Below are 23,981 nucleotides of genomic sequence, written 5' to 3' on the forward strand. Positions count from 1 at the left end.
CTTACAAGCTGCTTTTAACGCTGTAGCGTCCCGGTGAGGACATATATATAAGGCCGTTTGCCGAGAGGATCGCCATCTCTTTTAAGATGCCGGCGGCGCTCATTTTAACGGCAAGAACCAGGTTGTCAATCGTCTGCGGCCCATTTTGGGATAAATATTCGATTATTTGCCGGCCTTCAGGCGATATTTTTGCAACGGACGCGCTCTGTGCCGCCTTTTTGACGCCGCTGTATTCTATGCCGCACGAGCTGAAAAAAACTTCGTCTGATATATAGGGGTAGGCGCCGTCGTAGATGAGCCGGTTCGTCCCCTGGGCGTTTTCGTCGTATATCTGTCCCGGGAGCGCCCACACTTCGACGCCCAGCTCTAGCGCAAGCCGCGCCGTTATCATTGAGCCGCTTTTTACCGGAGCCTCTACGACTATCAGCTTTTCGGAGAGCGCGGCCACTATCCTGTTTCGGCGCGGAAAGTGCCACGGCTCGCCGCTTGCACCCAATGGAAATTCTGAAACGAGCGCGCCATTTTGACAGATGACGTCGAATAATTTTTTATTTGAGGCGGGATAGGCAATGTCCACTCCGGTGCCAAGCACGGCGACGGAGCGGCCGCCGTTTTCACAGCAGGCTCCCTGCGCCGTGCCGTCGACGCCCCACGCGCCGCCGCTTACGACGGCTATGCCGCAGTCGGCGCAGGCGGCTCCTATCCTTGCCGCTGCCTCTTTGCCGTATCTTCCGGCCCTTCGTGTGCCTACGACGCCGACGCAGCGCAGAGAAAGCGCGTTTATGTCGCCCCTGACGTAAAGGATGGGCGGCATGTCGCTCAGGTTCGTAAGTTTTTCGGGGTAGCCGCAGCTTTCGGGGGTAAGGATGGCTGCGCCCATTTGAGAGGCGCGCTCGTATTCTCGTTCGGCCCAGTTTTCGGCCTCTAATTTTCTTACGGCGGCCACTAGCTGCGCGGAGAGCACGGAGAGTGCCGCGTCTATTTTTGACGGGCGCCAAAGTTCCGAGGGACCCGCGCCCAGATTCAAAAACTTTGCGGCTGACGAGATGTTTGCGTTTGCCTTGTTGAGCAGCAGGTACATTTTCAGACGTTCATCCATGCGAGCGCCTCCCCCTCTCTGTAGCTTACCGCCTCCGCTATGTGGGCAACGTCCACCTGTGCCGCGCCTTCAAGGTCCGCTATGGTGCGCGCGACGCGAAGGACGCGTGAGAGGCCGCGCCCCGAGAGGCTGACGCTTTTTAGCTGTTCCAGTATAAATTCGCGCACCTCTTTTTTCATGGCCGCGTTTTTGCGCAGAAATTTTTCCGGGATCTCCGAGTTGCACTGAAAGCCGAAGGAGGCCCAGCGCCGTTCTTGTATTTTTCTGGCCGCGGCGACGCGCGCCCGCACCGTCTCGCTCGTTTCCCCGCAGCTCCCGCTTACGGAGACGAGCTCTTCCGGCGTCAGTTTGGGCACTGGTATGTGAAGGTCTATCCTGTCAAGTATAGGGCCGGAGAGTTTTCTTCTGTAGCGCTCGATGGAGGTTGGCGAACAGATGCAGCGTTTTTCTTCGTCTCCCGCAAATCCGCATGGGCACGGGTTGCAGGCGGCGACTACCAGCACTTTCGCGGGGTAGACGACGCTTCCGGCTGCGCGGCTTACGGTGATTGAGCCGTCCTCAAGGGGCTGGCGCAGCGATTCTATAACGTCGCGCGAAAACTCGGGAAATTCATCGAGGAAGAGCACGCCGCGCGAGGCGAGGCTTATCTCTCCGGGGCGCAGGTTTTGGCCGCCGCCGCATATAGAGACGGTGCTTGCCGTGTGGTGTACGGAACGGAAGGGCCGCTCCCTGTTTACTTCAAAGTGAAGGCCCGCTGTGCTGCGCAGAAGAATGACCTCCATCAGCTCCGCGTCGGAAAGCGGCGGGAGGATGCCTTTCAGGGCGCGCGCAAGCAGCGTTTTGCCGGAGCCGGGAGAACCTACGAAAAGGATGTTGTGATGTCCGGCGGCCGCTATTTCAAGCGCGCGTTTTGCCGCGGCCTGCCCTTTTATTTCGGAAAAATCCGGGTCTGTGGCGGGCAGTTCGCAGCCTACGTCGCTGTGAGTTATCTTTTCAAGCTGTTTTTCTCCGCGTATGTGCGCAAATAGGCTTTGCAGGTCGGGCGCTTTCCACGCGGCGACGCCGTCTATCAAAGAAACTTCGTCTGCGTTTTCCGCAGCTACGAACAGTTCCATGCCGCTTTCTCTGGCAAGGAAGGCGGCAGGTACCGCTCCCCTGACGCCGCGAAGCCGTCCGTCGAGCGCAAGCTCTCCTATAAAAAGCGACGGCCTTTCCACCGATATATGGCCGGCGGCAGAAGCAAGCGCCGCCGCAATGGGCAGATCAAGCAGCGCGCCCTCCTTCGGGATATCGGCTGGGGCCAAATTTATCGCGATGCGCCCTTTAAGCGGCACGCCCGCCGCACGCAAAGCGGCGCGCACGCGTTCGCGAGCCTCCTTTACGGCGGTGTCCGCAAGCCCGACCACTGATATTGTAAAGAGGCCTCCGGTTATTTCGACTTCGACCTCGACAGCCACTCCTTTTACGCCGTGCAGCGTAAGACCGGAAATATTTTTCATATTATCGGCTCCGTTATGCTTTTGATGTATTCTATCTTGACGGGTTCGCCGTCTTCCGCGGTGACGCCCGCCGCGTCTATCCGGTAGGGCCCCGTGTAGTTATGCTCGTCTGCCCACATAGCGGCCGCTTTGATGAGCAGCCGCAGTTTGCGCGGGCCTATCGTATCTTCGGGCGCGGCTATTATGCCTGCGTTTCTTGTGCGCACCTCCGTAAAGACTATCTCGTCTTCGTCCCGCGCCACTATGTCTATTTCACAGTGCGACTCGCGCACGTTTCTTGCGATTATTTGATAGCCGTGTTCAAGCATGTACCGCGCCGCGGCCTCTTCTCCGCGTTCTCCTGTGACCAGATGGCGCGGTTTTGCCTTTTTATCAGTCTCCGTCACGCGCAGCCACGCCTTTGAAGGTGAGCCTGTGTATCGGCGACGGGCCGTACTGCGCGACGAGGCTCTTGTGGAGCGCGCTTGGATAGCCCTTGTGTTTTGAAAAAAGATACTGCGGGTATATATCGTCCATAGCCTCCATCACTCTGTCGCGCAGCACTTTAGCCACTATCGAGGCGGCAGCTATGACCGGCACTCTGTCGTCGCCTTTGACGACCGTCTTTTGCGGCAGAGCGAGCGCCGGGATGGTCATGTTGCCGTCCACCAAAACGAGCGAGACGCGGAGGCCGAGCCGTTCTATCGACCTTTTCATGCACCAGAGCGAGGCGCGCAGGATGTTAATTCTGTCTATCTTTGCGGAGGAGGCGGCCTGAGCGCGCCAGAGGACGCCAAGCTCATTCATTTTTTCAAAGAGCGCCTCTCTTTTTTTCGGGGTAAGTTTTTTTGAATCTTTCAGCCCCGCGTCCATCAGAGCAGAACGCTGGTCGTTTGTGAGCACCGCGGCGGCGGCTACGACGGGGCCGGCTATGGGGCCGCGTCCAGCTTCGTCTGTGCCGGCTATTATAAATGCGCCGGAAATATTTACAGCGACTCCCATAGCGGAGGGTCTTCCGGCCTCTCTAGGCTCATGCGTCCGAATTTGCCTGTGGCGAACGCGTCCAGGAACGTCCTGCCGGAACTTTCCATATCTACTATGCCGCCCGCGCCTAGCTTTCCAAGGCGGAGGCCGATAGCTTCAAGTATCTCAGCGGGGCTTCCCTCGGGCTTCACGCCCCACGCCGCCTCTATGCCGTCCCAGAGGCCTTTGTTTATTAAAAATTTTATGCAGTCCTTTGCGTGTTCTTCTAGGTTTCCGATGACCTGTCCGCGCGAAGAGCCTATCCATGAGATGAGCCGGTGCGCCCTCGCGTCGCTGTGCGGGTCGAGGATGCCGGGCGAGTCTACAAGCAGAAAGCCGAGCCCTTTGAACCACGATACGCCCTTTGTGACGCCGGGGATGCCGCCCACGCTTGCCGCTTTGCGCCCGACGAGCTGGTTTATCAGCATTGACTTGCCGACGTTCGGAGTACCGACTACGGCCATGCGAAGGTCGCGGAACGACGGCTTTTTTTCAAGCAGCACGCGCCGTATCTGCGTCAGGCCGCCCTTTCTCAGGTCGAGAGGCCACGCTGGGAGGCCGCCCTTTTTAAGATAGTCGGCCCATAACTTAGTCACTTTTTCATCTGCCAAGTCCGCCTTTGAGAGCACGACGAGCGTCTCTATCTTAGGCGCGAACAAAGAGAGCATCGGCGACGACGAAAGCCGCGGCGCGCGCGCGTCGCGCACCTCTATGAGCAGGTCTATGCTTTTGGCAAGCGCCTCAAGCTGGCGCTTGCCCTTTGCCATATGTCCCGGGTACCAGACTGTACGCGGCATACTATTTCAGCAATCCGATCCGATTTAGCGGCCAGTACCTGAAGACGGCGGGGCCGCGCAGGAAATTTTTAGGCACGAAGCCCCAGAAGCGTCCGTCCTGAGAGTTGGGCCGGTTGTCCCCCAGGCAGAAATAATTATCCTCCGGCACCGTGAGCGGCGCCATATTGTAGCTGTCTGTATTTTTTACATAAGGCTCGAAGGATTCTTTGTCGTTTATGTAGACGACGCCGTTTTTCATCTCGACCTTATCGCCGGGAAGGCCGATGACCCTCTTCACAAAGTCGCGCCTCGGATCTACCGGATATTTGAAGACGACGATGTCTCCGCGCTTTGGGTCTATCGTAGGAAGGCTGTACCAGAATTTGAGCACCAGCACGCGGTCGCCTATCTCAAGCGTCGGTATCATCGAACCGCTCGGTATCCAGAATGCCTGTATGACAAAGGTACGAAGTATCAGGGCAAGCACTACCGCCCATAAAACAGTTTCTATAGTTTCACGCCACCAAGGTTTGGCCATTGTTTTACCTCCAGAAGTTATAAACAGATATTGGTCTTTCTATCGCGCGCCCGCCGAACCGCAAAAATCTGATGCGAAAGGCGTACGCGCCGGTTGTTTTCTTAAAAGTTATTTTCTGCGAACGCGAATATTTTTACAACCGGTATTGTAACACATTTGCACCGGGTGATGAAAGCAAAGCGCCGCAGCATAAGGCTGCGCTTTCGCTAAAATTCAAATATCCCCACCACTGCTGTGTGGTCCGACGGACGTTCCATCGCGCGCAGCGAGCGTTCCACATGGACGCCTGTGCAGCACGATGAGGCGCTCTGCGTGCCAAGTATATGGTCTATGCGCCAGCCGATGTTTCTTGTAAGCGCGTCCTTGACGCGGTAGTCCCAAAAGGTGTATTCCCCCTCTTGGGGAAGGCGCTCGCGGAAGATGTCCACAAGCCCCCACTCCATCGCCTCTTTGAGCGCCGCCTTTACGTCCTCGTGGAAACAGACGTGGTCTTTTTTATTTTTGGGGTTGGCGACGTCGATGTCGGTCGGCGCGACGTTAAGGTCGCCCACCCAGACTACTTTGTCTTCTGGGCTGCATTTTGCTTCAAGCAGCGCGCGCACGCGCGCTATAAAGCGCAGCTTATACTGGTAGTCGGGATGGTCTATCTCTTTGCCCTGCGGGATGTAGGTGTTGAGCACCGTGACGTCGCCGAAGCGCACGAGCGCCACTCTTGCCTTTTCAGACTCCTCGCGCCCCTCTTCCGCCTCGCCAAGCCCGAAGGCCGCCTCATCCGCCTTTTCTTTGGAGATGACCGCGACGCCGTTGTAGCTCTTCATGCCGCAAAAGACGCAGTGGTATCCCCTCTCTTCAAAAAAGGCAAAGGGAAACTCCGCGTCTTGGCATTTTGTCTCCTGAAGGCATATAACGTCCGGAGCTCCTTCCGAAGAAAGCCAGATATCAAGTATCGGAAGACGGCTCTTGACTGAATTTACGTTGAATGTTGCGATTTTTATCCTCTGCATCGTCGCACCTCTTGTATATGTTATGGCAGCTATTATAAACCAGAACGATACAATATGAGCGACAGGACGTTAAAAATTACAGACGGCGCTAAAGGGCCTCCTCAAAGACATCCATCTCCGCTACCATCATCACGTTGCCTTCAAGCTTCGGCAGTATCGTATCGGCGTCGGAGAATTTCAGCGTGACGCGGTTGACTCCGCCGGGATTTTTTACGTCGACGCAGTTGCCGTTTATGCCAAGCAGCAGGCCGGCTATGGCGCTTGCCGTCGAGCCTGTGCCGCAGGAGAGCGTCATTTCCTCGACGCCGCGCTCGTAGGTCATGACGTCGAGCACTCCGTTTTCCAAAGGCACGGCGAAGTTGACGTTCGTTCCGTTTGGAAATAGGTCGAGCCTTTCACGTATGGCGCGCCCTAGCGGCGCGTAGTCCTGAAAGCCGCGGCTGCGTTTTTTTTCAAAGATGACGGCGTGCGGCACGCCTACAGTGAGGAAGGTGTAGTTGAAATCAAAACCTTCTATCGACGCCGCGGCGTCGACCACGGCGTCGGCAACAGAGACTGGCGCCAGGTCCAGCGCGGCACGGGAACCTGTGGCGCGTGCGTGGACCATGCCCCCTAACGTCTCAAAATCCATTTCGGAGGAGCTGACTATCCCGCGTTCAAAGGCAAAGCGCGCGATGCAGCGCGCACCGTTGCCGCACATCTCGCCTTCGGAGCCGTCCGAGTTGAAGAGGCGCATTTTGAAGTCCGCGCGCTGCGACCGTTCCGCGACCAGTACGCCGTCCGCGCCGAGCGCTTCGCGGCGGAGGCAGAGTCTGCGCGCCATCGTGGTCAGAGCATCTGTGCCGTAGCTCATATCCATATTGTCAATAACGAGAAAATCGTTTCCGTTGCCATTCATTTTAAAACATTTCAGCATTTGTCTCAGCTCTTTTCAGAGAGATAATTTTGCGCCGGTGTCATTTCCGGTCATCTTGCGCGCGGCGTGCGCGTGAGGATGGAGAAGCCGTCCGCGTCGCCGTCGCCTTCGTCGCCGCCGTCGTCGGGAAGCTCTTCTTCGTCGCCGGCCTCCGCCGCCTTTTCGTTTTCTTTTTCGGCTATTATCTGCGCGATCTCGTCCTCAATGACATCTTCTTCCGGGACGTTTGACTTCACTCTTATAAATTTGCGTAGCACGCCTTCTATATAATAGTTGGTGTCGGCTATGACGAGCGAGCCCTCTTTTACGCGCTCATCGCGTATCTCGCTGACGAAGCGGTCTTCAAGAAGGTCTTCTGGCGTAAAGGTCGGCTTTTTGTCCTTCTTCGGCTGGGCCGCGGCGCGCCCCGGCTCCGGCTTTTTGTTCTTGTCCGAGTCGTCTTTCAGATCTTTCGCATCCGAACTTTTTTGTTTTTCTTTCGCCGTTTCGGTCTTCGCCTTCTTTTTCTTCGCGTCTTTCTCCGGGCCGCTTATCTCGACGATTATCTGGTTGTTCGTCTCTTTCACGCTCAGCTCTTTCAGCAGTTCGGCGAAGGTGGAAACGGAACGTATGCCGGATAGCAGCGGCTCCTGCTGCGGTTCTTCTATGCCGCCGCCGCGCACGGTTATCTCGCAGAAGGCTATGGAGTTCTCCGGCACGGTAAGCCCAAAGCTTTTGACGACCGGCTGCTTGCGCCAGGGCCTGAAGGTGACGTCGACCTTAAGTTTGTCGCCCGGCCTGTAAAATTCTTTTTTATCTGTTATCTCTATTTTGTCGATAAACATGACGCGCGGCGTTTTTGTAAGTTCGACCTCTACCTCTACTCCGTAGGGGCTTATCTCTCTGAACGGGTTGAGCGACATGACCTTGCCCATGCCGTCAATTTCTTTCTGCATGGATTTTACGACGTCCTTGTCGGAATAGAAGATGTTGCGGCGCGTCCAGGCCGGGGTCAGGTTGCCTCCTGATATCGAATAGGAGATGAGCGCCGTTCCTTCCGTCTTCTGCGCCCACAGGCTGTCAACGAGGCCAAGAAGCCCGGTCGCTGCCACCTCTGGCCCTACGAACGGATCGGCTACGGTCTGGAAACGTTTTTGCGCCGTCTCTTTCGTGTCGATATTTTTGAAGCGCAGCGTGTACGATGAGGCGGCGGCAAGCTGCCCCAGCTCTCCGCCTATCGCCTGCGGCCTATCCTGTGTCACTAGCCCGGTTATTTTATTGAGGTATCCGAGCTTAAAGGAGCTTTCGACGCTTGGGATTATTTTTACAATATTGGCGTCCATCAGCGCGTATGCTACGCCGCCCTTATTGAACATCGGGTGGGCGAAGGCCAGAAATTTCCCGTCTTTGGATACGGCGGAGAGCGTTCCTATGCCGCCCGCAGTGAAGTCTCCCCACGCAAGGGCGGCTCCCATGGCGGCGCCCGGCTTCGGATCCCATTTGAGATCGACCGGTCCCGCCGCCTGCGCTGAGGCTCCCATAGGAGCCACTTTGACGCCGAGCTGCCTTCCCAGCCGCGCCGCCATTCTGTCGCTTATGCCGTCGACGGCAAGAGGCATCATCTTTTTCTCAAGTTTGTCGTCGGAGAGGCAGATAGTTTCATCAACGCTGAGAGCCTCGTCGTCCGAGAGGGCGAGCGTGTTTTTATCGCCGCTTTGTACAGGCGGCACGTCTTTTGAGGCTGGCGCCGCTGCGTCCGCGCTTGCGGGAAGCTCAGGCGCGGGCTTTGGAATGTCAAACCACGGGATTTTGTCGGGCCATTCCATTGCGCGCGTCATCTCCTCTATCGGCGTGACGAGGCCCAGGTTGTTGTCCGAGAAGGCCCAGCCGTATCCGATCGCGCCTATGAGTTTTCCGCCGATGTAGACGGGAGAGCCGCTCATGCCTGCCGCGATGCCGCCGTTTTGGCGCACATATTTATCGTCCACGCGGATGACGATGAGGTTTTTCGGGTCGGTCTTTCGCGGCACGACGCCTATTATCGTCACTTTGAACGAGCTTATCTTCGTGCCGGAGAGGACGGTTTTGGCATACCCCGTCATTCCCGGCTTCACCTGCGAAAGCGGCATGACCGGATCCTGCGGAACGAATCTCGGCGCGGCAAGCGCAACCTGCGCGAATAATATTATGGCCGCGGCGGCGGCCAGCACCCTCGTTATTTTAGTCATGAGCCCTCTCCGTCAGTTTGTTTTATAATTTTTTTGAAATCTTAGATACGACATTATCAGTTCGTCGATGGATCCGTCGAGCACCGCCTGTACATTGCCTATCTCGCAGCCGGACCTGTGGTCTTTTATCAACTGGAACGGCTGAAGCGTGTAGGAGCGTATCTGGCTGCCCCACGCGATGGCACGCTTTTCTCCCTGGATGGTGTCTAGCTGTTCCTGACGTTCGCGCAGCGTGCGTTCAAAGAGCTTTGAGCGCAGCACCTGCATCGCAGTCGCGCGGTTCATGTGCTGGGAGCGCTCCGTCTGGCAGCTTACGATTATTCCGGATGGCACGTGCGTTATGCGCACAGCGGAGTCCGTCATGTTGACATACTGGCCGCCCGCGCCGCTTGAACGGAAGGTGTCCATCTTTAGGTCTTCCGGGCGTATCTCGACCTCTACGCTGTCGGGAAGCACCGGCATCACCTCGACTGAGGCGAAGCTGGTATGGCGGCGTTTTGCGGAGTCGAACGGCGATATGCGCACCAGCCGGTGAACGCCCTGTTCGCCCTTTAAGTATCCGTAGGCGTAATCTCCGGAAAGCGACACCGTGACGCTCTTTATCCCGGCCTCCTGGTCGGGCAATTCGTCGATGAGCTTTACAGTATAACGGTGGTCTTCAGCCCAGCGCATATACATGCGGTAGAGCATCTGCGCCCAGTCCTGCGAGTCAAGGCCGCCGGCTCCCGCGTGTACGGTGAGGATGGCGTCGCCCGCGTCGTATTCGCCGTCAAGCAGCACAAGCGTCTGGTATTTTTCGATAGCGTCGGTAAGGCTTTTAGCTCGTTCGTAAAACTCTTTTTCCAGCTCGGCGTCGGCGGCGTCTGAAAGAAGTTCAGTGATCGCGCTTATTTCGTCGAGCTCGCTTTGCATCTCGGATATTTTATCAAGCTGAGCCTGGTTTCGCGAGAACTCGCGCGAGACGGCCTGCGCCTCGTCCGATCCCCAGAAGTCCGGGCTTTCCGTCTTCTTATGCAGTTCCTTTAATCTTGCCTCTATTGAAGGCAGGTCAAAGACTTTCACGCAATTCATCAAAAGATGAACGCAGGTCCGTCATGACAGTTGAAACAGGCAGCACTACCATAAAAACCCCTCCCAAAAAATCTGAATAGGCATTTATTATAACCGCAATGACGCCAAATCGTATATAATTTTACCGAAAAAGAAATTTAAAGGATGTGGCGATTTGGCAAACACGGCAAATCACGGAGGCGAAGAGACTACAAGCAAAGCCGTAGTCTTTGAGACGCTTTATGAAGGGCGCGGCCGGATACTTTCCAGTGCGCAGCTCACGCAAAGACTCGACATGTCGCGGCAGGCCGTCAACAAAATAATAGCGGCGCTGCGCGAGGAAGGCATTCCGATAGAATCTATTCCGCAAAAAGGCTATCGGCTGGGCGACATTGAAAGCGCAGAGATGCTATCCCCCACGCTTATGGAATACTTTCTGCGGGACAACCCGTGCTTTGGCTCCTTTATCTTTATGAAGCAGGCGGAGTCGACGCAGAGCGTCATAAAAAAATACGCGCGGCAGAACGAACCCGAGGGCCTTGTGGCCGCGGCGGAGGTGCAGACGGAGGGACGCGGGCGGCGCGGGCGCACGTGGCAGTCGGCTGCGGGGAAAAATCTTATGTTCTCCGTGCTTTTGAGGCCGAAGCTCCGGCCCGGCGACGTGCAGCTGCTGAACTTAGCGGCTGGCATGGCCGTGAAAAAAACCTTGATTGAAGAGTGCGGCCTTGCGTGCGAATTAAAATGGCCGAACGACATACTCTGCGGCGGCAAAAAAATCTGCGGCATTTTAAGCGAGGCCGCCGGCGAACCGGACAGGCTCTATTACGCGGTGACTGGCGCGGGCGTCAATGTGAACGCGGCGGCGGAAGAAATAGATGAAGAGCTGAGGGAGACGGCCACCTCGATATATATTGAGACGGGACGTTTTACGCCGAGATGGCGGCTGCTTGCAGCGCTGCTTGCAAACTTTGCGAAGCTGCTGTTGCCGCTTGCCACAAAGGACGGCCCCTCTGAGCTTATTTCTTTATACCGCACGGAATGTGATACAATCGGCAGGGAAATCAAAGTGACGCAGGATGAAGAAACATTCACCGGCAGAGCGGCCGACGTGACCACTGAGGGCGCCCTCGTCGTCGAGACGGCGGAGGGCGCGAAAGTATTCGTGGCGGCCGATGTGCATCATCTGCGCCTGGCATAGGAGGAAACGGACTTGAGACTTACAGAACGCGCCCGCACAAGCGGCTGAGCGGCAAAGATAGCTCCGGCGGAGCTTGATAAAATTTTAAAGGACATCCCCGTATTTCATTCAGAAGAGCTGCTAGCCTCGTGGAACCACGGCGAGGACGCCGCCCTCTGGAAGATAACGGAGGAACGCGTCGGGATATTGACTGTGGATTTCATAACTCCGGTGGTGGACAGCCCGGTTAAATACGGTGAGATCGCGGCGGCAAATTCGTTAAGCGACGTCTTCGCTATGGGAGGAAGGCCGCTTGTAGCGCTCAACGTCGTCTGCTTCCCCACCTCGTGCGAACCGCTCTCCGTTTTGAAGGAGATACTTGAAGGCGGCGCGCAAAAGGTCATAGAGGCGCGCGCCATGCTTGCCGGCGGACACAGCGTTCAGGACGAGGAGCCAAAGTACGGGCTGGTAGTCTTCGGCGAGGTGGAGCGCGACAAGATGTGGACGGTAGGCAGCGCACGACCCGGCGACAAACTCATACTGACCAAGCCGGTTGGCACTGGCATCGCTGTTACTGCTATAAAGGCTGGACTTTTTTCCGCTGAAAATATCGCGGCCGCAGAAGAAAATATGGCGAAGCTCAACGCAGTACCTCCCCTTTTTTCTGACACGCTGCGCCGCGCGGTAAGCGCCTGCACGGACGTTACAGGCTTTGGACTTGCAAGCCACGCGCTCGACCTCACGTCGCCCGGCACGTCGCTTGAGATAGAGTGCGCCCGCGTGCCGCTGCTTCCCGGCATCGCCGAGATGGCTGACATGGGGCTTATCCCCGCTGGTTCTTACGAGAATAAAAAATATATCGGCGGCAGAGTGACGAACCTTTCTTCGATGGGGCGTTTTGCGGAGGATGTAGCCTTTGACCCTCAGACATCGGGCGGTCTGCTCATTGCGGCGGCTCCCGAATATATCTGCGAGATGCTTGAAATACTGCGCGCGAATAATTTCCCAAGCTCCGAAGTGATAGGAGAATTTACAACTGGCGACGAAAGACTTACCTTGAAATAAAACTGGGGCAAAACTAAAAAGGGCGGCCCGACTTTTTAAGTCAGTCCGCCCTTTTGTGTCGAGGCGCCTTCATGACGAAAAGCTAAGCAAAGAGAACTGCCGCTGCGCCCAAAGCTGCGGCCGCAACCGAAAGGCCGGCTACGAGCATATTGTTTATCTGGCCCGCTTTCTTTCTGTCGTCCTCTGAATATTCAAAGCGCTGGCCGCTTGAAAGGCTCTCTGTGCCGTCTCTTTCGTACCATTTGTTGCCGACGTAGATAGGATCTCTTAAAGTAAGTTTCATTGTTTTCCCCTCCTTGTTTTTATTGCCGAAAGCCTTAACTCTCAACGGTAATATTATCTCAGGGAATCCATTTTCTTTCCACAGAGGGACAAAAGCCTTTAACGGGCTTTGCTATTGAAACTAAATCAATAAATTATTTTCGCTTCAGTTTTGGTATAATGCACACAACACTACGAAGGAGGCGCGAACAATGCCCGATAATCAAATATGCCTGGATAAGACCGACTGGAGCATAATCAAAGCTCTTGAAGAAAACGCGCGCTCCACCTTTACCGAGATCGGACAGACGGTGGGGCTGACGGCGCCCGCCGTCAGGGAGCGCATTCGGCGCATGGAGGAAAACGGCCTTATATGCGGATATCGCCCCGTCATAAATTACAGCGCGCTTGGACGCCCCATTCACGCGCTTATTGAGCTGAAACTCAAAAGCGGCTCAAAGGCCGCTCTGCGTTCCGAATTTTCGTTTTTGCCGCATCTGAAGGAGATACCTGGGATAACGCATTCATGGCTCGTCACTGGAGACAACGAAGGCTTCATAGAGACTACTACCGCGACGATGAAGCAGCTTGACGCAATATTGGTAAAGATGAACGAGCTGGGCTTTTTGACAGTAACGTCGATGGTGCTTGAGGACAGCGGAAAGGTCAAGTGCGAGCCGCTTTAGGAAGATAAGAGTCACAAGAGGCGGCCCGCAGCGGGCCGCCTCTTGTTTAGCCGAGTTTATTTGCCCTTGAACAGAGCCAGACTCCGATAGCCAGAAAAACGGCGTTTGCGTTCCACGCGGCGACTACCGGCGGCAGCGTTCCGCTTTCGCCAAGCGCTCTGCTGAATGACATTATCACGTAATAGATGAAGATGATAATGACGCTGAAGCCCAACCCTACGCCGGAACTCGAACGCTGTGGCCGACTGCCGAGCGCCGCTCCAAGCAGCGCGAAGATGAGACAGGCCCACGGCACAGAGAGCCTGAGCTGAAGCACCATCCAGAGGTTGTTTGTGCTGTCGCCCATCTTATGCCTGACGGCGATGGCGCGCAGAAGTTCCGGTATCGACATCTGGTCCGGCGACGCTGAGGCGTCTGATATTTCGTTTGGGTCCATGTTGAGAGAGAGCGCCTGTTTGTCAAATTTAAAGAGAAGCCCTATCGTTTTGTCAGCCTTTATCTCGTAGACGGCGCCGTTGTGTATCCACCAGCTGCCGTTTATCCATTTTCCGCTCTGAGCGGAGACGATACGAGCGAGGCTGCCTTTATCAAACTCTTCAACGACTATATCCTGCATATCTTTCGTCTTGTTGTCGATTTTGTCGATATAGATTATTCTATTTATCGCCCCTCCGCTTTCCTCTTTTAAAAAGACCTTTTCCGTAAATATCGGAGCCGATTCGCGGAGCACTTCATACTTCATGACGTTGGCGGCGGCGCGTTCGCTTAGCGGGACAAGGCTTTCATTGATGAAGAAGGCGCATACAGAGACGACGAAGGCCGCAAAGACGACCGGCCTTACAATGCGCTGAAAGGAGAGGCCGGAAGATTTCAGCGCTACAAGCTCCGAGTTTGCGGACAGTTTTCCAAAACCGAGAAGCGCGGCAAGAAGGCAGCTCATGGGGATGGTAAAGACGACAAGGCGAGGCATGTAGTAAAGGAAAAGCCGCAGGACAATTCCAAGAGAGACGCCCTTTTGTATGATGAGGTCCGCCATCTGAAAGAGAAGGCCGCCCGCGACAAGTATGATAGTGAAGGCTATGAGCCCAAAGAAGAACGGACCCTTAAGCTCGCCCAGTATGAAACGGTCAAGCGCCCTCAGTTTAAGTGAAAAATTAAATCCCTGCTTCAATTTGATTCTCCGTTATATTTTTTAATGTATTCCACGCATTCCCGTATCGCGCCGTATCCGCCGCTTTTGTCCGTCACTACGTCGGCCGCCTCTTTGACGCAGGGACGCGCGTTCGCCACGGCAAATCCTATTCCGGCCCATCTAATTGCATCTGCATCCGGCGTGTCGTCGCCCGCGTAGGCGACCTCTTCCGGTGAGAAGGACCATTTCGCGGCAAGTTCTTTCAAGCAGTTCGCCTTATCGCTGACGCCTGTAAGACATTCCGTTATTTTTAAGTTCAAGGCGCGCTGCTGCGTCGGCGCGGACATACGCCCGCTGACAAAGACGACCTTTACTCCGGCCTTCAGCAGTTCGGCTATCCCCTGTCCGTCCTGAACGTCAAACCGTTTCAGCTCGCCGCCGCGGCCGTCCATGTAGATGCCGCCGTCTGTGAGCGTTCCGTCAACGTCCATTGCAAAAAGTTTAATCAACTTTTTCCTCGGTTTTTGCGTGCCAGTCCTGAGTCATTCTCGGGGTTAAGCCTCTTGAGCTCTCGGCTGCGAATTTCAGGATGAGCGCGGCCTCCGCGTCCTGCGGATAGCGCGTTTCAAGTTCTTTCAGCGCCTCTTTTGTGGTGAGCCCGGCGTTGTAGATGAGCTTGTACATCTCTCTTATTTTGCCGCGCACCTTAGTCTCAAATCCCCTGCGCCTCAGACCTACACGGTTTATGTCATAAACGCGAAGCGGAACGCCGGCCGCGAGGCAGAAGGGAGGAACGTCCTGCGTGACGCGTGAGAGGCCGCCCACCATGCAGTAGGAACCGATATGCGTAAACTGATGAAAGCCGGTCATGCCGCCGATGACTACGTAGTCACCGACTATGACGTGGCCGGAGAGCCCCGTCTTGTTGGCCACTGTGCATTCTCTGCCGACATGCACGTTGTGTGCGAAATGGACGCCCTCCATGATGAAGCATCCGTCGCCTACGATTGTGGACTCGCCTTCGCCGACGGCGCGGTTTACAGTTACAAACTCGCGGCAGACTACTCTGTCGCCAAGTATGGCCCAGGTCTCTTCTCCGCGGTAGCTCAAATCCTGCGGCACGCCTCCGATTACGGCGTGCTCGTGTATGACGCAGTCGGAACCAAGCACCGTATAGTCGCATATTCTGGAAAAGGCTTTAAGGTGCGTGCCGGAGCCTATTTTCGTTTTACCGTCAACGATGCAGTAAGGACCTATATTTACGTTGTCCCCAAGTTCCGCCTCTTTCGCAACGATAGCTGTTGGATGGATTTGGAGGCCCATTATCACTTTTCCTCCGTGTCCATCGTAAGCCCGGAGGCGATCACAAAGCCCATCTCAGCCTCTGCCACAACTTCGCCGTCCACTGTCGCTACAAATTCGAACTTCCCCATGTTGCCGCGGCGTCTTTTGAGCTTCGCGCGGGTGCGGAGCTGATCTCCCGGCTTCACGGGCTTGCGGAATTTCGCGTTGTCGATCGAGGTGAGATAGACAAGCTTTCTATCGCTTGAGCTGAACTCCGGCTGGAGCTTTAACAGCATCGCGCCGACCTGCCCCATCGATTCGAGGATGAGCACCCCTGGCATTACAGGCTCGTCGGGAAAGTGTCCCTGAAAGAACGGCTCGTTGAACGAGACATTTTTGTACCCGACTACCTCTTTGGCGTCAGGAGTGTCGATTATCTCTTCGATTCTGTCTACAAGGAGGAAAGGATAACGGTGAGGCAATAACTCCATGATTTGATTTATGTTGATTTGCATTGACATATCTCCTTTACAATATCTATTGCTAATTTTTATATTATATACGACTATCCAAAGATAGCCTTTAATTTTCTTGTCAATTTCGCGTGAATGCTGTGGCCGGCGCAGATGCCCACGTAATGCGCGGTGGGAAGGCAGCCCGAAAGCGTAAGGTCGCCAAGCAGGTCCGTCATTTTGTGGATGACGCACTCATGCGGAAAACGGAGCCTTGCTCCGCCAAGAAGCCCTTTTTCATCAAAGACGAGCGCGTTGTCAAGCGAACCGCCACGAGCCAGCCCTTCGCGTTTCAGGTAGTCCAGTTCCGAGGTGAGGCCGAAGGTCCTTGCGCGTGAGATGGTCTCGTAGAAGGTGTCAGGCGTGACCGTAAAGGAGGCTCTCTGAACGCCGACCGGAGTTCCCGTGTAGTCAATGATGTAGGTAATTTTCAGTTCTTCCGACGGAAGAGCAAAAAGCAGGCGAGCGCCGTTTTTTTCCTCCACCGTAAGCGGCAGGCTGACCGCACATTTTTTAGCCTCTCCTTCGACTTCGCAAAGGCCGGCCTCTTTTATTTCATGCGCAAAGGCAAAGGCGCTGCCGTCCATTATGGGGACCTCTTCGCCCTCCATTTCGATCTCCACCGCCTCAAGCCCCATTCCGGCAATCGCGGCGAGCATGTGCTCCCCCGTCCTCACCTTCATGCCGTTGGGCAGGCAGAAGCCCGTGAGCCGGCTGTCCTCTTCGACTACCGCCTCCGACGCCATCGAAACGCCGCCTGCGTTTTTAAAGGAGATGCCGGGAATGTTTGACGGACGCAGACAAACTGCGCTTTTTTCTCCAGAATGAAGGCCTACGCCCGATATATTGATCTGCCTATTTAATGTCTTCATCGCTTTTCTCAAGCAACTCCACTCGTTTATTCAATTCTTTGACGCTGCGGGCAAGGTCCGGCAGTTGGCGGATATACACCTGCTGGCGAAGTTCCTTTTTATGCTCCTGCGCCGGAAAACCTGAAACTATCGACCCTGCCGGCAGATCCGCCGCGACTCCGCCGCGGCCGCCTACGGTGCATTTATCGCCTATCGTTGCGTGATTGGATACGCCGGACTGAGCCGCGAGAATGACGCCGCTGCCTATTTTGCTGCTGCCCGCCACTCCCGACTGAGCGACTACTATCGTGTAGGCGCCGATCTGGCAGTTGTGGCCTATCTTCACGTGGCTGTCTATTTTTGTGTTCGCGCCTATCCTGGTCTCACCGAACGTTGCTCTGTCAACGGCAGTGCAGGCGCCTATTTCCACGCCCTTTTCAAGATGGACGATGCCTATCTGCGGTATCTTCACCATTCCGGCCTTGGGGTCGGGCAAGAAACCGAAACCGTCGCAGCCAATCACGGCGTTTGCGTGTATGACGCAGCCGTCCTCGATCTTTGTGTGGTGATAGATGACGGCGCCCGGCTCCACAACGACGCCCGCGCCAATTTCAGAGAAGGAGTCAACAAGCGCATTTTCCATAATGATAGTATTATCACCGATAACCGTGTTTTCTTTTACAACGGCACCGTCTCCGATAAAGATATTTTCGCCGAGCTTCGCGCTGTCAGCTACGCTGGCTCTTTTTGAAATGCCGGAGATGGGCTCCGGTTTGTCGTCAAAATATCTGAGCAACGGCACTATAGCAGTCCTGGGTTCGCCAACCTCGACGCCTGACACGCCGTCGGGCAGTCCGCCCTTCTGCGTGAAGACTATCATCTCTTTTGTGATGAGCGCGACATATTTTTTTTCCCAAAGAGGCGCAATGCCGCCCGGCTGATACTTTCCGGGGTCGCAGACGAGCGATACCTGCGTATCGCCGCAGCCCTTATACTCGCCTCCCGTAAGTTCAGCGATCTCTTTCAGCGTAATCACTTTTTTAATTTTACTCAATCCTCTCAGGGTTATTAAAGATTCCCTAATAATTTAAGGCATATTCTGTCTTCGTCGCGTTCGTCGTATTCAACCTCAAAAGATATATATTCCGTCGCCTTCCACCCAAGAGCTCCGTTGAACATTCCGTCCTCGCGCACTCTGAGCCATACGTAGGGCTTATGGAGCTGCGGATCCATTGTAAGCCGACCCCACCATTTGTCGTCCTTAGTATCCCATTCGCCGCCGAGCCACAGATTTCTGATAGAACGCCACCTGACGCCGAAACGTCCGTTGATATTCCACTCCTGAAGTCCCAAAATGCCCTCCGCATAAGCTTCGACGTCGAAGTTCGGCGTTATCGGGACCTTGCGCCCCACATGAATGCCCAGTTCCGCCGACCGGTCGGAGGTGCCAGCGTAGACCGCGGCCCACGCGGCTATCGTATAATACCGGCTCTCTACGTTCACATTGAGCTTTGATATCTGCGACGCCTGAAAATCGGCTTCCGCGTACGACGACGACCGCTCTGTGACCCTTTGGTCGTTTACATAATCTTCGGCCCATTTTTTCATCTCCGCCGAATGACGCGCCGCCCATTTGACCGGCACGCCAATGAACGGGGCAAACTGCCCCATCAGCCCTTCGCGTATCTCCCCGTGCAGCAGCGTAGGAAGCGAGTTTGAGACGAGGACCGGATTTACGGCCAGTATCAGCGGCATCTCCGGCAAAAAAGAGAGCGTCAGGTCAGCGTTCTCTCCGTGCGCCGCGATAAGTATCGCGGGTTTCCACCCAGCCAGCTTTTCCGCGGTGAGCGCCTCTATCTGTTCCTGAAGCGCGCGGTCCGACCATGAGATAGATTTTAGCGGGACATTCCGCAGAAGCGAGGAGACCTTTTCCTCAAACTCCATGCTGTCTTCCGTGAACCATTTGAGAGGCTCGCCCTGCAGCGTCGGCATTTGAACTATAGTCTTCCATCCGGTCTTTTCTTTGGCTGTAAAGACGACATCAAAGCTCGCTTGACGCCCTGCCGCGACACGCACCTCGTAACCAGCAAACAGCCTCTGCGCGACCGTCTGGATTATTTCAGCGGTCTGCTTTGCTGAAAGCTCCTGCGATATGCCGTCGGCTACCGCCGTCAAGCTTTGCGCTGCAAGCTGCTTTTGCCAGTCAGGAAGCCCTGAGATCGTAAAATCGCCCTGCGCGGAGGCGCCCCTGGGGAATACAATAAAAGTCGCGGCAATGAAAATTGCCGCAACCATTATTACTGATAGAAGGTTCCTTTTTTTAGAAGAGCTCTCCAAATCCGAAATGGAACCTGCCCTCCTCGCCTGATGCGTAATCAAGGCGCAGATTACCCATCGGTGTGTTGATGCGGACGCCTACTCCAGGCGCCGACCCCATATCGCTGAAGAATCCAGGTTCGTTGTCGCGATTGGTACGCCACGCTCTGCCTATGTCGTAGAAAAAGACGAAGCTGAACATTTTTTCTATCGGGATGCGCAGTTCAAAGTTTCCGAGGAACATCTGCTGTCCGCGATAGTAGTCGTCGTCATAGCCGCGCAGCGTCGTGTCTCCGCCCACCGTGTACATTTCGTCATAGGGCACGTCGCCCGTCGATGATCCTACGATGACGCGGGCTGCCAAAAGCACCGGCTTATCTCCGTAGCCGTCAAGCAGGTTGGTCTCAAATATTCCCTTGAGGAAGTTCCCTAATGGGTAGAAATATTTGCTTTCCAGCCAATATTTCATGTAATTATAATCTTTGTCGTTGACTGAGGCGTTACCAAACTGGAAGTTGAGCGATTCGACGTCGCCCTTTGTATAGGGCAGGTATTCGTCAATATTGAAACGCCTGAACGAAAGCGTGGCGGAATAGTAGTTTCCTTCGCCAAGTTCCTCTTCCAGTATCTGTTTTTTCTTTGCCGCGCGTTTTACTGGATCTGGATAATCCTCATTAAACCCGTTCTGGTCGCGGATGTTGTCGTTCTTCGTGTTATGCCAGTCAAGCAGCATATACCAATTATATTTTGACTCGTCGCGGAATCTTTTTCCAAAGCCGATGAAAGCTCCGTATTTATCTCTGTCGTATTCAAAATACTGTTTGTCATTTTCATAGTAATAGATGTCGTCCCACATACGTTTATATGCGCCGATTTTCCAGGCCATGACCTTGCCGCTCATATAAGGCTGTTCGAAAGATAGCCAGTACTCGGAACGATCTCCTACTTCAAAGCCTACGCTGAGCTTCAGTCCAAGGCCGCCGATGTTGAAGTTTTCATAGCTGAGGCCGCCCCCAAAACCGCTTTCCGTGCCATAGGCGATGTTAAAACCGAGCTTGCCGGTGCGCGCCTCTTCGACTGTGAGAATGACGATGACCTGGTCCGGCTCTTCGCCGGGTTCAAAGTTGACGTTGACGTCGCTGAAGTAGCCGATGCCCTGCAGTCGGTTTAGTGTAAGGCGAAGTTTGTTGGAGTTGAACAGCTCTCCGACCTTTATCTTTAAATAACGTTCTACGATTTTCTTTTTTGTGATTTTGTTGCCCTGAATGACTATCTCTGAGATTTTAGGCTCTATTATTTCAACGGTTATCTTGTCTCCGTCTATCTTTACGTCTTTGATGTTAGCCATGACGTAACCGTCTGCCTGATATTTTTCTTTGATCCTCTGGATGTCGTTGCGGAAGAAGGTGCGGTTGAATATCATTCCAGGCTGCGTGAATATCATGGCTTTGAGCTTGTCTTCCGGGTAGATGGTGTTGCCTATGAACCTGACCTCGCCGACCTTAGGGTTTTCCTGTACCATAAAGGTGACCTTTACGCCGTCGCCACTATCGGTGACCTTGTAGTCCGTAGCGTTAAAGAATCCGAGCTCGAACATCGCCTCCGCATCTTTGCGCAGTTTCTCTTCGTCCACATGCTGCCCGACTTTGGAGGTGACGACGCTCATTATATGGTCTTTCGCCACTTCGCTGTTGCCCTCTATATCCATGCTGACGATGACGGGGCCGGTCAGATCCTCTGAAACGGCAGCCTCAGCCGGCGCCGAAACAGGAGCCGGGCTTTGCGGGGGCACCGTTCCCGCGGGGAACGACGGAACGCTGCCTTGCGACGGGTCCGCAGGGTCTTCCTGAGCCGCAAAGGCAGATGTCGTTACGAAAATGACGGATATCAATAAAAGAGCTAAAAATTTTGCTCGTCTTACCACTAAAACCACTCCTCAAATAGGCGCCCTACAAGGCTAATTGATAATTTTTATTGCGGAATCATTGCCCCTAAGACTTTTTTCACCAATTTGGATGAGGGTCAGAAGATCCTCCGCCTTTATCGGTTTTTTAGTTTCGGCGCTCTTCACAGGCAACGCCGGTTCTTTGAAAACCGGTTTTGCCGTTTGTTTCCCAGCCACGGCCTGTGCTGTAAAGCTGCTTTTATACATCGGAGATTTTTTGTCCGCCGCCCTCACAGCCATATTGCTTTCGTTGAGGTTTTTACGCAGCATCTGCAGCAATTCTTTTTCCTCGGCCGTGACAAAGGTCAGCTCTTCGTAGTTCGGCGCGGAGACTGTCGGTGCAGAGGCTGTCTGTCTGTTAGGAACCCCGCTTTCAACGGCTATCGGGATGGTGCACATGCAGATAATTATCATGGCGATCCCAAAGGATTTTCCGCCAAAAGCCAGGCCGCTTTTTATTCTGAGCGTAAGAGGCTGTTTTACCTCTCCCTCCGCCTGCAGCCACAGCTCTTCGCGCATCTGCTTGAGCTCGGCCGAAAGACAGTCCGCTTCGGCTACCGCGGATTTCCATTTTTTGCTGCCGCAGGCGGCCGTAAGCCGATCAAGCCACCGCTGGAGCCTTGCCGTACTTTGCGTCGTCATCTTAGGCCACCCGCCTCATGCCTTGTCTGGAGCCTCAAGAAGCCCCAGCCAGCTTTTCAGCTTCGCAAGCGCCTTGCGCCGTATCCTGTATACATGACTTATGTCGAGATTCTTTTCCTCGGCCACTTCGCGAGCTACGCGTCCCTCCATGATCAGAGCGTTGATTATTTCCGTCTCACGGTCGGAGAGCTGCGAAAGCGCGCTTTCCAGATCAATAGACCACTCGCTGCGGCTTGATTCGCTGTACAGCATCGAAGAGGAGGATGCGTCCTCCTGGATAAGGCTTTCATCAACTGGGATCGGCGCCTTGGCCTCAACGCGCTGAAGAAAATTTATCATCCTGCCGCGTATCTTATAGTAGGCGTATGTGGAAAAACGTATGTTTCTATCACAGTCAAAGGCGTCTACCGCATTGATAAGCGCCAGCATCCCCTCTTGAATGAGATCCTGGTATGTATTGAACGGTACCTTTAATTTTTTGGCAAGCCAATAGACCATAGGACGGTTAGCAAGGATAAGCTCTTCCCTTGCTTCTTCGCTGCCCGCAGCGCAAGCTCTCCAGAGCTCCGCGTCGTCAAAACGCCGTTCTTCCTTGACTTCACTGTCCATCTTATCCCATCCTTTCGGAGACAAGGTATTAACCTTATTGATTTTACCACATTGCAAAAAAAATATCTCTAGGGGAACGGCAGTATTTCAATTTGTTTGTAAGATAATTTCAAATGTGCGACATCACCCGAAAGTTGGAGAGCCGCGCCTCGTATATTTATATTAAAGAAAGCTACCATCCGGCATACGAAAAGAATAAACTCTCAGATGCTTTGCATGACGCATTCGGGTTCCAGACCGATACCGAAAGCGTTTCATACAGAAACATGAACAAAATCTTTACACGGACCCTAAACATTGAGGCGAAAACGGCGACGGAAGTCGGTGATTTCATGTGTACGACAGATATGGTATCTATTAAAGAAAATGCAATAGTAAGTTGTGAACGTTTTTTAGGGGAGGCTTGCGTTAAAATAAAAAATGGAGCGGAAAACGGGATTCGGACCCGCGACCCCAACCTTGGCAAGGTTGTGCTCTACCACTGAGCTATTTCCGCTTCTGCGCTGCTGACTCAACTGTTAAAATTCTATCAGCAACTATATTTATTTGTCAATGTATCTGGTGGCGGGACCCAGAGTTGAACTGGGGACACACGGATTTTCAGTCCGTTGCTCTACCTACTGAGCTATCCCGCCTAAAGAAATCCGCTTACTGCCGACATCGTTTTAAAAAGTGGCGGAGCTGACGGGACTTGAACCCGCGACCTCCGGCGTGACAGGCCGGCGCTCTAACCAATTGAGCTACAGCTCCACTTTCGTTGTCTTCAATGGTGGGCGGGATAGGTTTCGAACCTACGACCCTCTGCGTGTAAGGCAGATGCTCTCCCGCTGAGCTACCCGCCCAGCAAATCCGCTTTGTCATGCCAAATCAGCGACAACGTTGAATATTATACGGATTTTTCGAAAGATGTCAACCAGCAGTCCGTTAATTGCGCGGCCACGCGCCGCGGATAAATTTTGAGGGGCGCGCGCGCCGCGGAAGAGGAGAAAAATCCCCTTAGCGCTGAGGCCGGGGGGATTTTTTCATAGTATCTTCCAAAGCAAATATAATGTCGGAAAAGAAGGACTAGTTCTTTTCGTTTACTGCCTCTTTTAAGGCTTTTCCTGCGCGGAATACGGGTACATTCTTTGCGGGGATCTCAATGATCTTCTTGGGATCCTGCGGGTTGCGTCCCTGACGTGCGGCTCTTTTCTGAACTTCAAAGGTGCCGAAGCCCACGATCTGCACTTTTTCGTCCTTCTGAAGCGTTGTGTAGATGTCGTTAAAAATAGCCTCGACGACTTCTGCGGCCTTCTTTTTGGTGATTCCCTCTACCTCTTTTGCCACTGTGTTGATGAGGTCTGTCTTTGTCACTATATTGCCACCTCCAGTCAAGATTGACACTGCATTTACGCAGTACATTGAATTTAT

General features: G+C 54.3%; 24 protein-coding genes, 4 tRNA genes and 1 pseudogene. 3 read left to right on the plus strand and 26 right to left on the minus strand.

Features of this window, described 5'->3' with window-relative positions:
* Nucleotide 1: 1 nt before the first annotated feature.
* From dprA to prfB, 10 genes and pseudogenes are all read right to left on the minus strand, one after another.
* Nucleotides 2–1,099: a DNA-processing protein DprA gene (dprA, locus tag RRY12_01990; protein ID MEG2183426.1), complete on the minus strand. Its 1,098-nt coding sequence runs from the start codon at nucleotides 1,097–1,099 to the stop codon at nucleotides 2–4.
* Nucleotides 1,084–2,598 (minus strand): YifB family Mg chelatase-like AAA ATPase, encoded by a 1,515-nt coding sequence (locus tag RRY12_01995; protein ID MEG2183427.1) that lies wholly within the window; start codon nucleotides 2,596–2,598, stop codon nucleotides 1,084–1,086. The genes dprA and RRY12_01995 overlap by 16 nt, the downstream gene beginning before the upstream one ends.
* The gene (locus RRY12_02000; GenBank protein MEG2183428.1) at nucleotides 2,595–2,984 is read right to left on the minus strand and encodes a YraN family protein; all 390 of its coding nucleotides are present in this window, start codon (nucleotides 2,982–2,984) and stop codon (nucleotides 2,595–2,597) included. The genes RRY12_01995 and RRY12_02000 overlap by 4 nt, the downstream gene beginning before the upstream one ends.
* Nucleotides 2,971–3,579, minus strand: a complete 609-nt coding sequence (locus RRY12_02005) for a ribonuclease HII (GenBank protein MEG2183429.1) — start codon at nucleotides 3,577–3,579, stop codon at nucleotides 2,971–2,973. The genes RRY12_02000 and RRY12_02005 overlap by 14 nt, the downstream gene beginning before the upstream one ends.
* Nucleotides 3,564–4,397: a GTPase gene (locus RRY12_02010; protein MEG2183430.1), complete on the minus strand. Its 834-nt coding sequence runs from the start codon at nucleotides 4,395–4,397 to the stop codon at nucleotides 3,564–3,566. The genes RRY12_02005 and RRY12_02010 overlap by 16 nt, the downstream gene beginning before the upstream one ends.
* Before the next feature lies 1 nt (nucleotide 4,398).
* Entirely contained in the window at nucleotides 4,399–4,914 is a 516-nt protein-coding gene (gene lepB, locus RRY12_02015) for a signal peptidase I (protein MEG2183431.1), read from the minus strand.
* 206 nt (nucleotides 4,915–5,120) lie between these two features.
* A complete protein-coding gene (gene xth, locus RRY12_02020; protein ID MEG2183432.1) occupies nucleotides 5,121–5,918 on the minus strand; it encodes an exodeoxyribonuclease III in 798 nt (265 codons plus the stop codon).
* An 88-nt stretch (nucleotides 5,919–6,006) separates the two neighbouring features.
* On the minus strand, nucleotides 6,007–6,834 hold the full coding sequence (gene dapF, locus RRY12_02025; protein MEG2183433.1) for a diaminopimelate epimerase: 828 nt from the start codon (nucleotides 6,832–6,834) through the stop codon (nucleotides 6,007–6,009).
* Nucleotides 6,835–6,884: 50 nt separating this feature from the next.
* Nucleotides 6,885–9,041 carry a SpoIVB peptidase S55 domain-containing protein gene (locus RRY12_02030; protein ID MEG2183434.1) on the minus strand — a complete coding sequence of 719 codons (2,157 nt, stop codon included), beginning with the start codon at nucleotides 9,039–9,041 and terminating at the stop codon, nucleotides 6,885–6,887.
* Nucleotides 9,042–9,053: 12 nt separating this feature from the next.
* Nucleotides 9,054–10,164: pseudogene (gene prfB, locus RRY12_02035) on the minus strand (peptide chain release factor 2).
* A 102-nt stretch (nucleotides 10,165–10,266) separates the two neighbouring features.
* On the opposite strand from prfB, the gene RRY12_02040 reads away from it, so the two are divergent.
* Both RRY12_02040 and selD read left to right on the plus strand, forming a co-directional pair.
* The gene (locus RRY12_02040) at nucleotides 10,267–11,289 is read left to right on the plus strand and encodes a biotin--[acetyl-CoA-carboxylase] ligase (GenBank protein ID MEG2183435.1); all 1,023 of its coding nucleotides are present in this window, start codon (nucleotides 10,267–10,269) and stop codon (nucleotides 11,287–11,289) included.
* A 12-nt stretch (nucleotides 11,290–11,301) separates the two neighbouring features.
* Nucleotides 11,302–12,333, plus strand: a complete 1,032-nt coding sequence (gene selD, locus RRY12_02045) for a selenide, water dikinase SelD (protein MEG2183436.1) — start codon at nucleotides 11,302–11,304, stop codon at nucleotides 12,331–12,333.
* Nucleotides 12,334–12,415: 82 nt separating this feature from the next.
* Here the strand turns inward: selD and RRY12_02050 are convergent, their stop codons facing one another.
* Nucleotides 12,416–12,616, minus strand: coding sequence for a hypothetical protein (locus RRY12_02050; GenBank protein ID MEG2183437.1), 201 nt, complete (start codon nucleotides 12,614–12,616; stop codon nucleotides 12,416–12,418).
* A 190-nt stretch (nucleotides 12,617–12,806) separates the two neighbouring features.
* Between RRY12_02050 and RRY12_02055 the strand changes: the two genes are divergently transcribed.
* Nucleotides 12,807–13,280, plus strand: coding sequence for an Lrp/AsnC family transcriptional regulator (locus tag RRY12_02055; protein ID MEG2183438.1), 474 nt, complete (start codon nucleotides 12,807–12,809; stop codon nucleotides 13,278–13,280).
* Nucleotides 13,281–13,326: 46 nt separating this feature from the next.
* Here the strand turns inward: RRY12_02055 and RRY12_02060 are convergent, their stop codons facing one another.
* The 15 genes from RRY12_02060 to RRY12_02130 form a co-directional block, all read right to left on the minus strand.
* Nucleotides 13,327–14,451, minus strand: coding sequence for an LptF/LptG family permease (locus RRY12_02060; protein ID MEG2183439.1), 1,125 nt, complete (start codon nucleotides 14,449–14,451; stop codon nucleotides 13,327–13,329).
* The gene (locus tag RRY12_02065; protein ID MEG2183440.1) at nucleotides 14,448–14,921 is read right to left on the minus strand and encodes an HAD hydrolase family protein; all 474 of its coding nucleotides are present in this window, start codon (nucleotides 14,919–14,921) and stop codon (nucleotides 14,448–14,450) included. The genes RRY12_02060 and RRY12_02065 overlap by 4 nt, the downstream gene beginning before the upstream one ends.
* Nucleotides 14,914–15,735, minus strand: coding sequence for an acyl-ACP--UDP-N-acetylglucosamine O-acyltransferase (gene lpxA / locus RRY12_02070; protein MEG2183441.1), 822 nt, complete (start codon nucleotides 15,733–15,735; stop codon nucleotides 14,914–14,916). The genes RRY12_02065 and lpxA overlap by 8 nt, the downstream gene beginning before the upstream one ends.
* Nucleotides 15,736–15,737: 2 nt before the next feature.
* Entirely contained in the window at nucleotides 15,738–16,211 is a 474-nt protein-coding gene (gene fabZ, locus RRY12_02075) for a 3-hydroxyacyl-ACP dehydratase FabZ (GenBank protein ID MEG2183442.1), read from the minus strand.
* Nucleotides 16,212–16,261: 50 nt separating this feature from the next.
* The gene (gene lpxC, locus RRY12_02080; protein MEG2183443.1) at nucleotides 16,262–17,080 is read right to left on the minus strand and encodes a UDP-3-O-acyl-N-acetylglucosamine deacetylase; all 819 of its coding nucleotides are present in this window, start codon (nucleotides 17,078–17,080) and stop codon (nucleotides 16,262–16,264) included.
* Nucleotides 17,064–18,113 carry a UDP-3-O-(3-hydroxymyristoyl)glucosamine N-acyltransferase gene (lpxD, locus tag RRY12_02085; protein ID MEG2183444.1) on the minus strand — a complete coding sequence of 350 codons (1,050 nt, stop codon included), beginning with the start codon at nucleotides 18,111–18,113 and terminating at the stop codon, nucleotides 17,064–17,066. The genes lpxC and lpxD overlap by 17 nt, the downstream gene beginning before the upstream one ends.
* A gap of 14 nt (nucleotides 18,114–18,127) precedes the next feature.
* Nucleotides 18,128–19,354, minus strand: a complete 1,227-nt coding sequence (locus tag RRY12_02090) for a hypothetical protein (protein MEG2183445.1) — start codon at nucleotides 19,352–19,354, stop codon at nucleotides 18,128–18,130.
* 25 nt (nucleotides 19,355–19,379) lie between these two features.
* The gene (locus RRY12_02095; protein MEG2183446.1) at nucleotides 19,380–21,299 is read right to left on the minus strand and encodes a POTRA domain-containing protein; all 1,920 of its coding nucleotides are present in this window, start codon (nucleotides 21,297–21,299) and stop codon (nucleotides 19,380–19,382) included.
* A 33-nt stretch (nucleotides 21,300–21,332) separates the two neighbouring features.
* Nucleotides 21,333–21,962, minus strand: coding sequence for a hypothetical protein (locus tag RRY12_02100; GenBank protein ID MEG2183447.1), 630 nt, complete (start codon nucleotides 21,960–21,962; stop codon nucleotides 21,333–21,335).
* A gap of 15 nt (nucleotides 21,963–21,977) precedes the next feature.
* Entirely contained in the window at nucleotides 21,978–22,571 is a 594-nt protein-coding gene (locus RRY12_02105) for a sigma-70 family RNA polymerase sigma factor (protein MEG2183448.1), read from the minus strand.
* Between the two features lie 421 nt (nucleotides 22,572–22,992).
* Nucleotides 22,993–23,067 (minus strand) — tRNA-Gly (locus RRY12_02110).
* A 63-nt stretch (nucleotides 23,068–23,130) separates the two neighbouring features.
* Nucleotides 23,131–23,206: transfer RNA gene (locus tag RRY12_02115), tRNA-Phe, on the minus strand.
* Nucleotides 23,207–23,244: 38 nt separating this feature from the next.
* A tRNA-Asp gene (locus RRY12_02120) sits at nucleotides 23,245–23,321 on the minus strand.
* A 17-nt stretch (nucleotides 23,322–23,338) separates the two neighbouring features.
* A tRNA-Val gene (locus tag RRY12_02125) sits at nucleotides 23,339–23,413 on the minus strand.
* Nucleotides 23,414–23,636: 223 nt separating this feature from the next.
* Nucleotides 23,637–23,924 carry an HU family DNA-binding protein gene (locus RRY12_02130; protein MEG2183449.1) on the minus strand — a complete coding sequence of 96 codons (288 nt, stop codon included), beginning with the start codon at nucleotides 23,922–23,924 and terminating at the stop codon, nucleotides 23,637–23,639.
* Nucleotides 23,925–23,981 lie beyond the last annotated feature (57 nt).

Origin of the sequence: Cloacibacillus sp. (assembly GCA_036655895.1) — a bacterium.
GTDB lineage: Bacteria > Synergistota > Synergistia > Synergistales > Synergistaceae > JAVVPF01.

Coding starts and splice junctions, on each gene's coding strand:
- dprA (MEG2183426.1), bottom strand. CDS start 1,099: ATGGATGAACGTCTGAAAATGTACCTGCTGCTCAACAAGGCAAACGCA.
- RRY12_01995 (MEG2183427.1), bottom strand. CDS start 2,598: ATGAAAAATATTTCCGGTCTTACGCTGCACGGCGTAAAAGGAGTGGCT.
- RRY12_02005 (MEG2183429.1), bottom strand. CDS start 3,579: ATGGGAGTCGCTGTAAATATTTCCGGCGCATTTATAATAGCCGGCACA.
- RRY12_02010 (MEG2183430.1), bottom strand. CDS start 4,397: ATGCCGCGTACAGTCTGGTACCCGGGACATATGGCAAAGGGCAAGCGC.
- lepB (MEG2183431.1), bottom strand. CDS start 4,914: ATGGCCAAACCTTGGTGGCGTGAAACTATAGAAACTGTTTTATGGGCG.
- xth (MEG2183432.1), bottom strand. CDS start 5,918: ATGCAGAGGATAAAAATCGCAACATTCAACGTAAATTCAGTCAAGAGC.
- dapF (MEG2183433.1), bottom strand. CDS start 6,834: ATGCTGAAATGTTTTAAAATGAATGGCAACGGAAACGATTTTCTCGTT.
- RRY12_02030 (MEG2183434.1), bottom strand. CDS start 9,041: ATGACTAAAATAACGAGGGTGCTGGCCGCCGCCGCGGCCATAATATTA.
- RRY12_02050 (MEG2183437.1), bottom strand. CDS start 12,616: ATGAAACTTACTTTAAGAGATCCTATCTACGTCGGCAACAAATGGTAC.
- RRY12_02055 (MEG2183438.1), top strand. CDS start 12,807: ATGCCCGATAATCAAATATGCCTGGATAAGACCGACTGGAGCATAATC.
- lpxA (MEG2183441.1), bottom strand. CDS start 15,735: ATGGGCCTCCAAATCCATCCAACAGCTATCGTTGCGAAAGAGGCGGAA.
- fabZ (MEG2183442.1), bottom strand. CDS start 16,211: ATGCAAATCAACATAAATCAAATCATGGAGTTATTGCCTCACCGTTAT.
- lpxC (MEG2183443.1), bottom strand. CDS start 17,080: ATGAAGACATTAAATAGGCAGATCAATATATCGGGCGTAGGCCTTCAT.
- RRY12_02090 (MEG2183445.1), bottom strand. CDS start 19,354: ATGGTTGCGGCAATTTTCATTGCCGCGACTTTTATTGTATTCCCCAGG.
- RRY12_02100 (MEG2183447.1), bottom strand. CDS start 21,962: ATGACGACGCAAAGTACGGCAAGGCTCCAGCGGTGGCTTGATCGGCTT.
- RRY12_02105 (MEG2183448.1), bottom strand. CDS start 22,571: ATGGACAGTGAAGTCAAGGAAGAACGGCGTTTTGACGACGCGGAGCTC.